At 47.9% G+C, this 12,978-nt stretch carries 14 protein-coding genes; 11 read left to right on the plus strand and 3 right to left on the minus strand.

Annotated elements, in window-relative coordinates; genetic code table 11:
• The first annotated feature begins 86 nt into the window (after positions 1–86).
• The 7 genes from gyrB to HYW15_01365 all read left to right on the plus strand — a co-directional run bounded on the left by gyrB (position 87) and on the right by HYW15_01365 (position 5,377).
• Positions 87–2,051, plus strand: coding sequence for a DNA topoisomerase (ATP-hydrolyzing) subunit B (gene gyrB, locus HYW15_01335; GenBank protein QQG42833.1), 1,965 nt, complete (start codon positions 87–89; stop codon positions 2,049–2,051).
• Between the two features lie 83 nt (positions 2,052–2,134).
• On the plus strand, positions 2,135–2,314 hold the full coding sequence (gene secE, locus HYW15_01340) for a preprotein translocase subunit SecE (GenBank protein QQG42970.1): 180 nt from the start codon (positions 2,135–2,137) through the stop codon (positions 2,312–2,314).
• A gap of 12 nt (positions 2,315–2,326) precedes the next feature.
• A complete protein-coding gene (nusG, locus tag HYW15_01345) occupies positions 2,327–2,872 on the plus strand; it encodes a transcription termination/antitermination protein NusG (protein ID QQG42834.1) in 546 nt (181 codons plus the stop codon).
• Positions 2,873–2,879: 7 nt separating this feature from the next.
• Positions 2,880–3,305 carry a 50S ribosomal protein L11 gene (gene rplK, locus HYW15_01350; GenBank protein QQG42835.1) on the plus strand — a complete coding sequence of 142 codons (426 nt, stop codon included), beginning with the start codon at positions 2,880–2,882 and terminating at the stop codon, positions 3,303–3,305.
• Positions 3,306–3,346: 41 nt separating this feature from the next.
• The gene (locus HYW15_01355) at positions 3,347–3,907 is read left to right on the plus strand and encodes a hypothetical protein (protein ID QQG42836.1); all 561 of its coding nucleotides are present in this window, start codon (positions 3,347–3,349) and stop codon (positions 3,905–3,907) included.
• 89 nt (positions 3,908–3,996) lie between these two features.
• Positions 3,997–4,935, plus strand: coding sequence for a thymidylate synthase (gene thyA / locus HYW15_01360; protein ID QQG42837.1), 939 nt, complete (start codon positions 3,997–3,999; stop codon positions 4,933–4,935).
• A 10-nt stretch (positions 4,936–4,945) separates the two neighbouring features.
• Positions 4,946–5,377 carry an HIT domain-containing protein gene (locus HYW15_01365; protein QQG42838.1) on the plus strand — a complete coding sequence of 144 codons (432 nt, stop codon included), beginning with the start codon at positions 4,946–4,948 and terminating at the stop codon, positions 5,375–5,377.
• A gap of 45 nt (positions 5,378–5,422) precedes the next feature.
• Here HYW15_01365 and HYW15_01370 read toward each other — a convergent pair whose 3' ends face one another.
• From HYW15_01370 to HYW15_01380, 3 genes are read right to left on the minus strand one after another with little or no spacing between them, the layout of a single operon-like run.
• Positions 5,423–6,235 (minus strand): hypothetical protein, encoded by an 813-nt coding sequence (locus HYW15_01370; GenBank protein QQG42839.1) that lies wholly within the window; start codon positions 6,233–6,235, stop codon positions 5,423–5,425.
• The gene (locus HYW15_01375; protein ID QQG42840.1) at positions 6,232–6,831 is read right to left on the minus strand and encodes an adenylyltransferase/cytidyltransferase family protein; all 600 of its coding nucleotides are present in this window, start codon (positions 6,829–6,831) and stop codon (positions 6,232–6,234) included. The genes HYW15_01370 and HYW15_01375 overlap by 4 nt, the downstream gene beginning before the upstream one ends.
• Positions 6,832–6,833: 2 nt before the next feature.
• Positions 6,834–7,355 (minus strand): dihydrofolate reductase, encoded by a 522-nt coding sequence (locus HYW15_01380; protein ID QQG42971.1) that lies wholly within the window; start codon positions 7,353–7,355, stop codon positions 6,834–6,836.
• A gap of 80 nt (positions 7,356–7,435) precedes the next feature.
• Here HYW15_01380 and secD point away from each other — a divergent pair, with 80 nt between their 5' ends.
• The 4 genes from secD (at position 7,436) to HYW15_01400 (ending at position 12,977) form a co-directional block, all read left to right on the plus strand.
• Complete coding sequence (secD, locus tag HYW15_01385; protein ID QQG42841.1) at positions 7,436–8,674, plus strand: protein translocase subunit SecD; 1,239 nt, start codon at positions 7,436–7,438, stop codon at positions 8,672–8,674.
• A gap of 67 nt (positions 8,675–8,741) precedes the next feature.
• Positions 8,742–9,080: a hypothetical protein gene (locus HYW15_01390; protein QQG42842.1), complete on the plus strand. Its 339-nt coding sequence runs from the start codon at positions 8,742–8,744 to the stop codon at positions 9,078–9,080.
• Between the two features lie 109 nt (positions 9,081–9,189).
• Positions 9,190–10,719: a lamin tail domain-containing protein gene (locus HYW15_01395; GenBank protein QQG42843.1), complete on the plus strand. Its 1,530-nt coding sequence runs from the start codon at positions 9,190–9,192 to the stop codon at positions 10,717–10,719.
• Positions 10,720–10,739: 20 nt separating this feature from the next.
• On the plus strand, positions 10,740–12,977 hold the full coding sequence (locus HYW15_01400; GenBank protein ID QQG42844.1) for a glycosyltransferase family 4 protein: 2,238 nt from the start codon (positions 10,740–10,742) through the stop codon (positions 12,975–12,977).
• Position 12,978: the final 1 nt, after the last annotated feature.

Below are 12,978 nucleotides of genomic sequence, written 5' to 3' on the forward strand. Positions count from 1 at the left end.
CAAATTATGGTTATTTTGTCAAGTTTTGGGGTTTGCGCCCTGCGGATTTTTATGCTAAGATTTGGGTATAAATTCGGATAAGATTTATGCCAAAAAAAGCCGGTAAAATTAAGCCCAAAAATGAGGGGGGGAAAGGGGGGAGTTATACCGCCAAGGACATTTTTGTGTTGGAGGGCTTGGAACCGGTTAGGAAGCGCCCGGGGATGTACATCGGCTCAACCGGCCCCGACGGCCTTCACCATCTCATTTGGGAAGTGGTGGACAACTCCATTGACGAGGCGATGGCCGGGTACGCCAAAAATATCGCCGTGACTTTGCTGCCGGCTCACCGCGTGCGCGTTATTGACGACGGCCGGGGAATCCCCATTGAAATCCATAAGCAAACCAAGAAATCCGCTTTGGAGACGGTGATGACAATGCTGCATGCCGGGGGAAAATTCGGCGGAACGGGATATAAAGTTTCGGGAGGACTCCATGGAGTCGGGATTTCCGTGGTCAACGCTTTGTCTTCCTGGATGCGCGTGGAGGTTTGCCGCGAGGGCGAGCAATGGGCGCAGGAATACCAGAGAGGCAAGCCAAAAACCAAAGTTCAGAAAGTTGGCAGATGCCCGCGCAACGGCACGGCCGTTACTTTTGACCCTGACCCGGAAATTTTTGCCGGTAAAGACGGTAAAATTCCCGAATCTGACTGGAAAAGGATTTTGGAGCGCATGCGACAGCAGGCCTATCTTACTAAGGGCATAAAAATTTCCGTGCATGACGAGCGCGCCAAAGACAAAGCGGAGCATAAATCCTACGCTTTTTATTTTGAAGGCGGCGTGGCTTCTTACGTCGCGTATCTCAATGAAGGGTTTCAGCCCAAGCACGACACAATTTTTTACACCCAAAAAGAATCAGAAGGGATTATAGTGGAAATAGCTTTGCAGTACGTTGATGACCTTCAAACGAGGGAGCTCGCTTTCGCGAATAATATTTTAAATCAGGAAGGCGGCCAGCACGCAACCGGTTTCCGGACGGCGTTGACGCGCTCTTTGAATTTATACGCGCGAAAAAACGGGTATCTGAAAGAAGCGGAGGAAAATCTGACGGGAGAAGACGTCCGCGAGGGGCTGACTTCCGTAATTTCCGTAAAACTTAAAAATCCGCAGTTTGAGGGGCAGACCAAAGCCAAACTCGGCAACCCCGAGGCGCGTACGGCGGTGGAAGACGTTTTCGGAAAAGCGTTTGACGCGTTTTTGGAAGAGCGGCCGCAGGACGCGCGGGCGATTTTGGAAAAAGTCGTCTTGGCTCTCAAGGCGCGCAAAGCAGCCAAGGCGGCCAAAGACACTATTTTGCGGAAAGGCGCTTTGGAGGGCTTGGCGCTGCCCGGAAAACTGGCGGATTGCCAGTCCAAAAACGCCGCCGAGTCGGAAATTTTCATAGTTGAAGGCGACTCGGCCGGAGGCACGGCCAAGCAGGCCAGAGACAGAAGATTCCAGGCAATTTTACCATTGCGGGGCAAAATTTTAAATGTTGAGAAAGCGCGTCTGGACAAAATGCTGACCTCGCAGGAGATTAAGGCGCTGGTGATTGCCTTGGGCGCGGCGATCGCGGAAAGTTTTGACATATCCAAGCTCCGCTACCACCGCGTTGTGATTATGACGGATGCGGACGTGGACGGCGCGCACATACGGACGCTGCTTTTAACGCTTTTTTACAGATACTATCTGCCGCTGGTTCAGCAAGGATATGTTTACATCGCCCAGCCGCCGCTTTATAAAATCCAAAAAGGCAAAGATGTAAAATACGCTTACGCCGAAGAAGAAAAAAATAAAATGACGAAAGGAATTGACGGGCAAAACATCCAGCGCTACAAGGGTTTGGGGGAAATGAACGCTGAGCAGCTTTGGGAGACGACCATGGACCCGGGGCGGAGAGTGCTTAAGCAGGTGACGATAGAAGACGCCAAAGCGGCCGACCATATTTTTGACGTTTTAATGGGCGACGAGGTGGAGCCGAGGAAGCTTTTCATTCAGACCCACGCCAAGGCAGTGAAGAATCTGGACATTTGACATATTTCGCGCACGGAGTATTATTGAAATGTAAGAGCCCCGCGGGGCTTTTAAAAATGGCAAATTAGTGGATTAGCATCATGTTGGATAAACTGACAAATTATCTCAAAGAAACGAGGATTGAGATGAAAAAAGTGAACTGGCCGACGAGGCAGGAAACCGTGCGATATACCATTACCGTGATCGCGGTTTCTTTGGCCGTGGCCGCGGTTTTGGGCGCGTTTGATTTTATATTCTCGCGCGTAATCCGGCTATTTATTTGATTTTTTAAATTTATGCCGAAACAAACATCCGAATTCGGAAAAAATTGGTACGCCGTGCACACCTACTCCGGCTACGAAGACGCGGTCGCAAGAAATCTCCGCCAGAGGATTGAGTCATTGGGGATGGAGGGCCAGATTTTTCAGGTTGTGGTGCCCAAAGAAAAAAAGATAAAAATCAAAAGCGGCAAGCGCCGGGTGGTTGAAGAAGAAATTTACCCAGGGTACGTTTTGGTTGAGATGATTGTGACCGACGCTTCGTGGTATGTTGTCCGAAACACCCCGCGGGTCACCGGATTCGTGGGCTCGGGAACGACCCCGGTGCCCTTGGAGAAAGAGGAAATTGATTCGCTTTTCGCCAGAATGGGCAAGGAAGAGCCGACGCACAAAATTGACGTCGGCGTCGGCGAGCCGGTTAGAATCATAGACGGGCCGTTCAAGGATTTTGAGGGCAAAGTCGGAGAGATTGACGAGGCGCGCGGCAAAGTCAAGGTGTTTGTTTCCGTATTCGGCCGGGAAACGCCCGTGGAGCTGGATTTCCTGCAGGTTAAGAAGTTATAAAAACAAAATGGCAAAGGCGATAAAAACAATAATAAAAATTCAGCTGCCGGCGGGCAAAGCCACACCCGCGCCTCCTTTGGGCCCGGCGCTTGGCCAGCACGGAGTGAACATCGGCGAATTCGTCAGCAAATTCAACGCGGCCACCGCCAAAATGGAAGGCGACATAATCCCTGCGGAAATTACCATTTATCAAGACCGGACTTTTGATTTTAAATTAAAGACCCCGCCGGCCTCCGACCTTCTGCGCAAAGCCGCCGGAGTGGAAAAAGGCGCGGCAAATTCTCTTGCGAGCAAAGTCGGCAAGGTCTCGCGCGTTAAAATTCGCGAGATTGCGGAACGAAAAATGGAGGACCTAAACGCCAACGACGTTGAGGCGGCCATGAAAATCATAGAAGGCACGGCCCGCAACATGGGGATTGAAGTGACTGATTAGATTTGTTAAAATTTCTTCAGAGATTCCCGATCGGAGGATATATGAAAGAAACTCCGCTGTTTGTTGCCATTGAAGGGGTTAGCAGTATTGCCCAGAAAATGCTTTCGGAGGAGCTGGAGGTTTACTTTGCCGCCCAACTCGGCTTAGGCGTCGTAGCGGTAAAAGAGCCGAGCGACGGGCTTATTGGACATCGTATTCAGAAGATTATTGACGGAAAACTGCCCGCGCTCAAGACAAATTATGAGTTTCAGCGGCTGTGCGTTGAAGACCGGTTTGAGAATATCCGCCGCGTAATCCGGCCGCATCTCCAGCTGGGGAACTGCGTGCTCTCCATCGGATATTGGCTTACTACGCTCGCTCACGGGATGTTGGACGGTTCTTTGGAACAATACCTGCAATTGCACAGAGATATTATCGGCATAGAAATGATTTTCCCGCATCTTTCCATTCTTTTGGACGCGCCAGCGAATTCCCCTCTCCGCGCTAACTATCTTTGGCTTGCCGAATGCGGACACTTTGGCAACATTCATATAATCAACTCCGCCAGGCCAGAAGACGAAACGCTGTCCTCGGCCGTCGCCGCCATCAAGCCCTTGCTCTAACGGGGCTTGTTTTTTTATTTAAAATTGCTAGGGTTTGGAAAGAGTTCTAACCGAATACCAACGCTACTAAAACAGAGGAGGGATAAGTTATGGAGCAATTCTTGAATTTGATTGACACGGTTCTGACCAAAGGGAAGAAAAGAACGACTAGCGTCCAAGGGCCGGGCACTATCGTCTACCCGGGGTATGAGATGCGTTTTCGGATGGACGATGGCTTTCCGCTTATTACCACAAGGAGCTTGAAGGGTTCATGGAAAGCGGTACGGGCAGAACTGCTTTGGCTTCTCTCCGGTTCAGATGACATAGCCGACCTTCATAAAGACGGCGTTCATCTATGGGATTCCTGGGCGACACCGGAAATTTGCGCTCAATACGGACTTCCGCCGGGAAGATTGGGGCGGATTTACGGCCCGCAGTGGCGGCGATGGCCGAAGCGGGAAAATGATCTGGTTGATAAGATTGCGGATATAATCGCCCGGGTGGAACCACTCAACGGCGAGAAAATCCGTGCCATAAAAAAGTTGTTAGAAAATCGTCCGCGCGGCGGAGAGACGATTGACCAGATAGCGAACCTTGTCCATGAGATCAAAACCTTCCCCGATTCAAAGAGGATGAAAGTTACCGCTTGGAATCCGGAAGACGTTGATAAGGTTTTTATCGCTCCTTGCCATGGGGATTTTAAATTCATCGTGGCCGAAGGAGGCCTTTACTTGATTTTATCTCAAAGAAGCGCGGATCTTCTCGTAGGGGTCCCGTTCAACATTGCCGGATATGCGCTTTTCCTGAAAATGATGGCCCAGGTAACGGAGTTAAAAGCGGTTGAATTTGTTCACCAACTGATTGATGTGCATATCTATTTCGACCAGATCGAGTACGCAAAGATACAGCTCGAGCGGGTTCCAAAATCGTTGCCCGGGGTGAAGCTTAACCCCGCAGTGTCCGACCTCTTCCGTTTTCAGTTGAACGATTTCGTTCTTGAAAACTACGATCCGCACCCGCCCATCAAAGGAATTCCGGTGGCAATTTGAAAGGAGGCCTATGATTATGGGAAAAGATTTTGTTGATCTGCGTCATGCCAAGAGTAAGGACTACTGCGCGGTGCTGAAGGAAATTAAAAAAGAAGGCAAGTGTCCTTTTTGCCCGGAGAACTTTCGTTGGCATCCGAAACCGATTCTAGAGAATTATCAGAGATGGTTTCTCACCGAAGCGAATTGGCCGTATGAGAATGCCCGCAAGCATTTTCTAATTATCTGCAAAGAGCATAAAGAGGATTTTTTAACTCTTACTCCGAACGACTTTTCGGAAGTTTACGAGCTTGTGAGTCAAGCCATTGAGGATTTCAGGATTCGCGGCGGCGCCGTTACGCTTCGTTTCGGAGACACTGCATACACCGGGGCTACGGTGAAGCATCTTCACTTCCATTTGATTGTTCCCAAAAAAAGGAAAGTGGTGGACTTTCCGATCGGATAAAAAAACAGCCCTGACGCGCGGCGAGGTTCGCGCATCAGGGTCTTTTTATTTGACGAATATCAGTTCAATTCCTCTCGCTTTCAAGATGTTCTCGACGTCAAGATAGGCATTTCCGGAGGCGAAGAAGCATCTTTTGATGCCGGCTTCGGCGAGTATGCCGGAACAGGTAATGCACGGAAACACAGAAACATAAATATCAGCTTCTTTTATCCCGCCTCTTGCCGCTAGAACCTGCTCCGCGTGGATCGTCGGAGTAATTTCGCTTTGTTTTCCGGCTTCAACGAAATCCCTGATGTTGCCGAAAGCATAAGGCCGGTACTCGCTGATAGGATCTTTGTTGTATGCTTTTCCAATAACCACTCCATCTTTCACCGCAACCGCTCCAACTTGTCTCCACCAATCCGGGCTTTTCTTGCCTTCTTCTATCGCTTGGCGCATCAACTCTCTGTCAAAAGGACTCGCAGATTCCCTGTCGTATTTGATGTCTGTGCGCGAAACAATGCTTCGCTCATCCCATCGGAGAAAGGAGGAATCGTACCAGATATTACAGCCCGGCAGATATTTTACCGCAAAGCGCCGGGTGATGCTCTCGTCCGATGTGATAATATTGCATCCCTCGAGCCGTTGCGCGGCGGAAGCGTCTAAAATCTCAACATTCTTGAAATAACCGCTGGCCTCCACGAGCTTTTTAGCCGTCGCGGAATCAATGGCCCGGATTTCCCGAACCAAAAATTTACACTTTTCCACAAACTCATCGCCGAGAATGAAAAGCCCGTCAACCTTCGCGGAGTATTTCTCAAAAAGATTGAGATAGCCCTGATGGATGACCGGAATGTAAAGCACAAGAAATGTCTTCATGGCTTGCCTCCTCTAGCGTCGAGCAGCGACATCATCGCGGAAAGATTTTTTTTGAGCGCTTCCTGGATTATTGCGGTGCTGGAAGTATTTTCCGCCTGCCGCGGCAGAACTACCAGCTTGCGGCAGTATTTCTTTATCTCCCGCTTCTGCTCCGGAGAATAGCTGTCTCCCTCAACCGCTATGAACACATCCGGCCGAATGCACTTCAAAAGGCCGCATTTCCACCTTCCTTTTTCATCCATATCGTCAAGCAGCGTTACGAAATCCACGGGGAGTTGGTAACTCAACATTTCCATCCGTTCCTCTTCCGGAATGATGGGGCGGTGCGCGCCTTTTGTCTTTTTGACAATGCGGTCGCTGTCAGTCCCCACAATCAGGATATTGCCCTTTTCCTTTCCAGCTATAAGATAGCGGACATGTCCTATATGGAGCATATCCCAGGAGCCAATCGTGAGCACTATTTTATAGCCGGCCGCGCGGAACCCGTCCGCGATTTTCGCGACGGCGCGGTAATCGCGGACGACTTTTTTCCGAAGCGTGAGCACTAAGTCAGACAGAGAATTATTCTGGGAATTGGGTTTCTTTTTCTTGTGCATCTTCATTCTCCCTTCCTAAGTTTTCTTTCGAGGCGCCACCAAAGAAAATCGTATTCATTTTTTTCGTCTGCCCCTACGCATTTCTGTTCTGCATACTCCCACTCGTCCGCATTCCATTTTGGAAAAAACGTGTCGCCATCAACTTCCGCCAAAACAAGCGTTATGTACATCGTGTCTGCGTGAGAAAGCGCTAGCTTATATATCTCCGCGCCACCAATGACGAATACTTCTTTTTCGCCCTCGGCCAGTTTCAGCGCCTCCTCCCACGAATGCGCTATCAGGCATTCGGGTGTATGCCAGTCCCTTTGTCTTGTCAGCACAATGGTTTTTCGGTTAGGCAGGGGCTTGCCGATTCGTTTAAGTATTGACTCGTGGGTTTTTCTCCCGACTATCACCGCGTGCCCTAAAGTTAGATCTTTGAAGCGCTTAAGGTCAGTAGGCAGATGCCAAGGAATCTCGCCGGCTTTTCCGATTACTCCGCTATTTTCTGCCATCGCCACGATTATGGAAATTTTTACGCCCATATCCATTATTTGTTTCTCCCCTCTTTGTAAATTTTCTTCTATTGGCAAATTAGCAAACTTGCTGTAAATTATCAAGATATATGAAAATCCGGATTTTGGCTTTAATTATTTTGCTCATCGGTCTCGCCGCAGGATTTTTTGATTTTTGGGGCTGGAGCCCGTTCCGGCTAGGGCTTGATCTTCAAGGCGGGACGCATCTGGTTTACCGCGCGGACACCTCTTTGATTTCTTCCGCGGAAGCCGGCGAAGCGATGGCTGGAGTAAGAGACGTTATTGAAAGGCGCGTAAATCTTTTCGGCGTCTCCGAGCCGATTGTGCAGACGGAGCGGGTTGGAGGAGAGCGGCGGCTCATCGTGGAGCTTGCGGGCGTTTTTGACATAAAAGAAGCCATAAAAGCCATAGGGGAAACTCCTTACTTGGAATTTAGGGAATTAAAAGGGGAAGATTTTGTGACCACGAATCTGACCGGCAGGTATTTAAAGCGCGCTTCTTTGAGTTTTGAGCAAAATTTGGGCGAGCCGCAGGTTTTTTTGGAGTTTAACGACGAAGGCGCGGAAATATTTGAAAAGATTACCGAAAGAAATGTCGGCAGTCCCGTGGCTATTTTTTTGGACGGCGCTCCAATCAGCGCGCCGGTAGTGCAGGAGCGCATCAGCGGAGGTCAGGCGCAGATAACCGGGCGATTCACTCTGGAAGAAGCGAAACAACTGGTCAGGCGGTTTAACGCCGGGGCTTTGCCGGTTCCAATCACTTTGCTTTCGCAAGAAAGCGTCGGCGCTTCTTTGGGCAAGGACGCGCTTATAAAAAGTTTGCGCGCCGCGATTTACGGGACGCTCGCCGTCATGCTCTTTATGATTTTATGGTACCGGCTCCCCGGCGTAATTTCAGTTTTGGCGCTCGGCGTTTACGGCGCGCTCACTCTGCTTTTGTTTAAATTGATTCCGGTGACGCTTTCGTCCGCAGGCATCGCCGGATTTATTTTGTCGGTGGGCATGGCGGTGGACGCCAATATTTTGATATTTGAGCGCATGAAAGAGGAGCTCCGTTTTGGGCGCTCGCTGGATACTGCGATGGCCGAGGGCTTTCGCCGGGCATGGACATCAATACGCGATTCCAATGTCTCCAGTCTGATTACCGCGGTGATTCTTTACTGGTTCGGCACGTCAATCGTCCGCGGATTCGCGCTGACCTTGGGGCTGGGAATTTTGGTTAGCATGTTTTCGGCAATCACCGCCTCGCGCTATTTTCTTTTCTCTCTGCCGCATAAAACACAGACAAAACTCGCACATTTTCTCTTCGGCGCTGGATTTTCTCGCTAATTGACTCTCTTTATTTGCTATGCTACCTTGATTTTAGAAACAAACTTTCGGCGAAAGGAGATTAAAAATGGTTTTGAAGCAATTAGGAAGTAAAAATGGCCATCCGTTGATAGAATGTGATGGCAAGAAAATAGCCGTCGGCGATTTTCTTAAGATGTCTGACAGAGCGGACAGGCCGCCTTTTTACGGAGTTGTCACAGAGATTGTTGTTTTTCGGAATGGCCGCAAAATTAGATCTTGCAATATTCTTCTTGAAGATGAGGCAAAACTTAGGTCTCATTTAATAAGTTTAGGCCCCAACTGTGTTTTGGCAGACAGCATCACGGTGCTAACAGCTTCACAGCTTGTCAACGAAATAAACGATCTTCAAAAAAGGTGTTTTGATGCGCTGATGGTGGTTGCATAATATATCGTCAAAAGCCGACTATTAGTTTTTTGGTTCCTTGCGCTCGAGGGAGTAACCCCCGAGCGTTTTTTATTGATTGTAAAATTTTATCATGTTAAGCTCATCGGTAATGAACTGGTTCAACAGGTTCACAGCAAGCCGATGGCGTTTTTTGTTGGCGATGATGTTACTTGGCGGAGCAAATTTTGTCTATGGAGCTTCCGGCGATGTCGCGATTTCCGAAATTTTATTTGACCCGGCTGGAGGGAATGATACGGGTTTGGAATACGTTGTCGTAAAAAATTTTGGCGCTTCGCAGATAAATCTATCCGGCTGGCATTTATATCCGGACGGCATTGGCTATTTTGCTTTCCCGGACTTTGTTTTGAACGCCGGGGCGTCAGTTGAAATCCATCTCCGCGCGAGCGGTGCGGACGACGACGCAAATTTATATTTTCCGGCTGCCTCCGGCAATATGGGAAATTCCTCCGGCTCGCTTGCGCTTTTTTCAAGCACGACTCATTCTAAAGACACAATTGTTTCTTATGTAAGATACCATAATCCCGGGAGTTCCGAGAAAAAAACTTGGGAGACCACCGCCGCAAGCGCTGGCGTCTGGACCGCCGGGACTTTCATTGATATTGCCGCGGGAGCCGAGGGAAAAATTTTAAAGTTAAACAATTTCAATCAGCGCGCAAGCATAGTCGGCTGGACTATATCCAATCCGGCTCCGGACTCAACGCCGCCAGCGGAAGAAAGCGACGCTACGGACGCGTCCGTTTCTGAAACTCAAACCAGTGGTTCGGTTGCGCCCAGGCCGGTTGCCCAAATTAAGGCCTACGCGGGAGAGGACCGCTCGGCGATAGCCGGGGCTACAATATTTTTTGACGGGTTTGCGGAGGGCCTTGCCGGCGAGCCGTTGGACGGCGCAAGATTTTCGTGGAATTTCGGTGACGGCTCGCCTATTTTAGACGGCAAAAAAATCGGACATGTTTTTCTTTATCCGGGCGTATACACGGTTTCTTTGAATATTTCGTCGGGCGAGTATTCTGCGATGGATACGGTCAACATTGCTGTCACGGCGAGCCCGCTCGCGATTTCAGAAATTAAAACGGGGCCGGATGGCTGGATTGAAATCAAAAATAATTCCGCGCGGAAAATTGAAATATCAAGATTTGGCCTCTCATACGGAGATAAAGTATTTATATTTTCAGAAAATACATTTGCGGCCCCTTACGCGGCGCTAGTTTTGGGCACTACTACTCTCGGTTTCTTACTGCCTGCTTACGGAGGAGAAATAAAATTTATTTATCCAAACGGTTCCATTATGTCTTCTTTAAATTACCCGGTTTTAGCGCTCGCGAAAGGAGAAAGTTTGAATTTCAATAACGGCTTTTGGGTTGCGGCCGCAGCGACTCCGGGCGCAAAAAATGAAGTAGTTAAGGAGGTTAAAAGCGGCGCTGCTGCGCACCAAGAGCAGCCCAAAATTAGCGGCAATGAAGAGCCGCAACAAAATCAAACTGCTTCCGTAATAAATATTGAAAGCTCTGCCGGCGCCCGGGCTTTTTGGGGCGGGGATTATTTCTGGCTTTTTGCCGGACTCGGCGCCGGCGTAGTGGCGGCTCTCGTTTTCTTTTTGGGCAAACGATATTGGGCTTAGAGCGTTATATAATTAATTAAATGAAAGGTGAGCTCAAAAAGCCCGTAATTTTTGTTTTTTCTACTGCCTACTTGCCGTTCATCGGCGGAGCTGAGGTTGCGATTGAACAAGTTGCGAAAAGATTCAAAGACATGTTTGATTTTGTTATTTTTACTTCCCGGATGCGCGGAGATTTGCCGACAATGGAAGTCAGAAGCGAGGGGTTGGTGATTAGAGTTGGATTCGGAAATAAATTTGATAAATTTTTGCTTTTGTTTTTTGGATGGTTTAGGGCATTACGAGAGCTGAAAAAACGCCGCGGTAGAATGATTTTTTGGGTTATGGATTTTTCGTTCGGCGCTGCAGTTGCCGGGTTTTTGAAAATTTTTTATCCCAAGATTCCTCTGGTTTTCACAATTCAATACGGCTACGGAGAGGAAAGGGTAGCTAGGGGCAGGTTCGGGCTTATGAATTTGGCGTTTCGGCTTATTTTAATGCAAGCGGATTATGTCACCGCGATTTCAAATTATTTGCTTGATTTGTGCAAGCAGTACGGTTATATCGGCGAGGAGGCGGTGATACATAACGGGGTGGATTTAAAAAAGTTTACGAATCAAGAATCACGATTAGAAAATCGTGTGATAATTTCAACCTCACGGCGGGTTTACAAAAATGGTTTGGATATTCTGGAGAAGGCATTTGAAATTGTAAAAAAGAAATTTCCGGATGCCGAGTTGAAAATTATTAGTGACATTCCATATGATGAATTGCCTAAGTATTTATGGAAAGCCCATATTTTCGTCAGACCCTCGCGCTCGGAGGGGATGGGCAACGCTTTTGTTGAGGCGCTGGCAGCCGGGTTGCCGATTGTCGGCACGCCGGTCGGCGGAATTTTGGATATTATAAAAGACGGCGAGACGGGGCTTTTCGCGAAAGTGGACGACCCGAAAGATTTGGCTGAAAAAATTAAAATTTTGTTGGCGGATAAGGCGCTGGCGCGAAAAATTGTTGAAAACGGCAGAAAAATGGTTGAGGAAAGGTTTGATTGGAACAAAATCGCGCAAAATTACTCGGATATATTTAATCACGAACTTAATCTTAAAAAACGTGTTTTAATTGCGACCGGAATTTTTCCTCCAGAAGCCGGCGGACCAGCCACTTACAGCAAAATTCTGCTGGACGAGCTGCCGAAAAAAAACTTTGGAGCGAGGGTTTTGAATTTCAGGTCAGTTCGGCGCTGGCCGAAAATAATTCGCCATTTTATTTATGGCTTGAAGCTTATGGCTTACGGCAGAAATGCCGATATCATCTTCGCGCAGGATCCGGTGAGCGTGGGGCTAGCTGCTGCAATTGCTGCAAAAATTCTGCGCAAGAAATTTTTGCTCAAAATCGTCGGCGATTACGCTTGGGAGCAGGGAGTCCAGCGGTTCGGAGTCAAGGAAGTTTTAGACGAATTTTTGAAAAATAAACCCCCACACCAAAAATTTTGGTGTGGGGGTAAATATCGGTGGGAAGTTGAGCTTTTGCGCAAGGTACAGAAATTTGTCGCCAACCGCGCGGAGAAAATCGTTGTGCCTAGTGAGTATTTAAGAAAAGTTGTTAGGCAATGGGGTATTAATCATGATAACATTCATGTTGTTTACAATACTTTTGAGTGGCCAACGAACCTTGTTAAACCGGGCTTTAGGGATTACAAATCTGATAAACAAGATTATTTACAAAATCCAATTAAGTTTAAAAATAAAAAACGAGTTCTTTTGTCGGCTGGTAGATTGGTTCCATGGAAGGGATTTTCTGCACTGATTGAGATATTGCCGCAATTGTTAAACGATTTTCCTAATTTGAGATTGATTATTGTTGGTTCTGGTCCGGAAAAGGACAAATTGAAATCCCAAGTTATCAATCAGAAATTAGAAAAAGAGGCAATATTAACTGGTTCTGTGCCACGCCAAGAGTTATTGGAATGTCTTTCTAGCGCCGATGTTTTTGCACTTAATACTGCTTACGAAGGGTTTTCTCACTTGATTTTAGAAGCAATGGCGCTTGGTGCGCCCATAGTAACAACAAAAGTGGGCGGCAACCCAGAGATTATAAAAGGCGAAAATGGTTTTTTGGTTGGCTTTAACGACAAAGAGGCTCTTTATCGAAAAATCTACGAGTTATTAACTAATCCCTTTTTGGCCGAAAAATTTTCAAATAATGGTTGTGCTACAGTGGCGCAATTGGCAAATAAAGAATTTATGCTTAATCATACAATAAACATTTTTAAAGACTTATGAG

The sequence above is a fragment of the Candidatus Giovannonibacteria bacterium genome (assembly GCA_016432405.1).
GTDB lineage: Bacteria > Patescibacteriota > Minisyncoccia > UBA11713 > 2-01-FULL-45-33 > MFHE01.

Excerpts from the sequence above, each read along its gene's own strand:
- gyrB (QQG42833.1), top strand. The coding sequence starts at position 87 with ATGCCAAAAAAAGCCGGTAAAATTAAGCCCAAAAATGAGGGGGGGAAA.
- nusG (QQG42834.1), top strand. The coding sequence starts at position 2,327 with ATGCCGAAACAAACATCCGAATTCGGAAAAAATTGGTACGCCGTGCAC.
- rplK (QQG42835.1), top strand. The coding sequence starts at position 2,880 with ATGGCAAAGGCGATAAAAACAATAATAAAAATTCAGCTGCCGGCGGGC.
- HYW15_01355 (QQG42836.1), top strand. The coding sequence starts at position 3,347 with ATGAAAGAAACTCCGCTGTTTGTTGCCATTGAAGGGGTTAGCAGTATT.
- thyA (QQG42837.1), top strand. The coding sequence starts at position 3,997 with ATGGAGCAATTCTTGAATTTGATTGACACGGTTCTGACCAAAGGGAAG.
- HYW15_01365 (QQG42838.1), top strand. The coding sequence starts at position 4,946 with ATGATTATGGGAAAAGATTTTGTTGATCTGCGTCATGCCAAGAGTAAG.
- HYW15_01370 (QQG42839.1), bottom strand. The coding sequence starts at position 6,235 with ATGAAGACATTTCTTGTGCTTTACATTCCGGTCATCCATCAGGGCTAT.
- HYW15_01375 (QQG42840.1), bottom strand. The coding sequence starts at position 6,831 with ATGCACAAGAAAAAGAAACCCAATTCCCAGAATAATTCTCTGTCTGAC.
- HYW15_01380 (QQG42971.1), bottom strand. The coding sequence starts at position 7,355 with ATGGGCGTAAAAATTTCCATAATCGTGGCGATGGCAGAAAATAGCGGA.
- secD (QQG42841.1), top strand. The coding sequence starts at position 7,436 with ATGAAAATCCGGATTTTGGCTTTAATTATTTTGCTCATCGGTCTCGCC.
- HYW15_01390 (QQG42842.1), top strand. The coding sequence starts at position 8,742 with ATGGTTTTGAAGCAATTAGGAAGTAAAAATGGCCATCCGTTGATAGAA.
- HYW15_01395 (QQG42843.1), top strand. The coding sequence starts at position 9,190 with ATGAACTGGTTCAACAGGTTCACAGCAAGCCGATGGCGTTTTTTGTTG.
- HYW15_01400 (QQG42844.1), top strand. The coding sequence starts at position 10,740 with ATGAAAGGTGAGCTCAAAAAGCCCGTAATTTTTGTTTTTTCTACTGCC.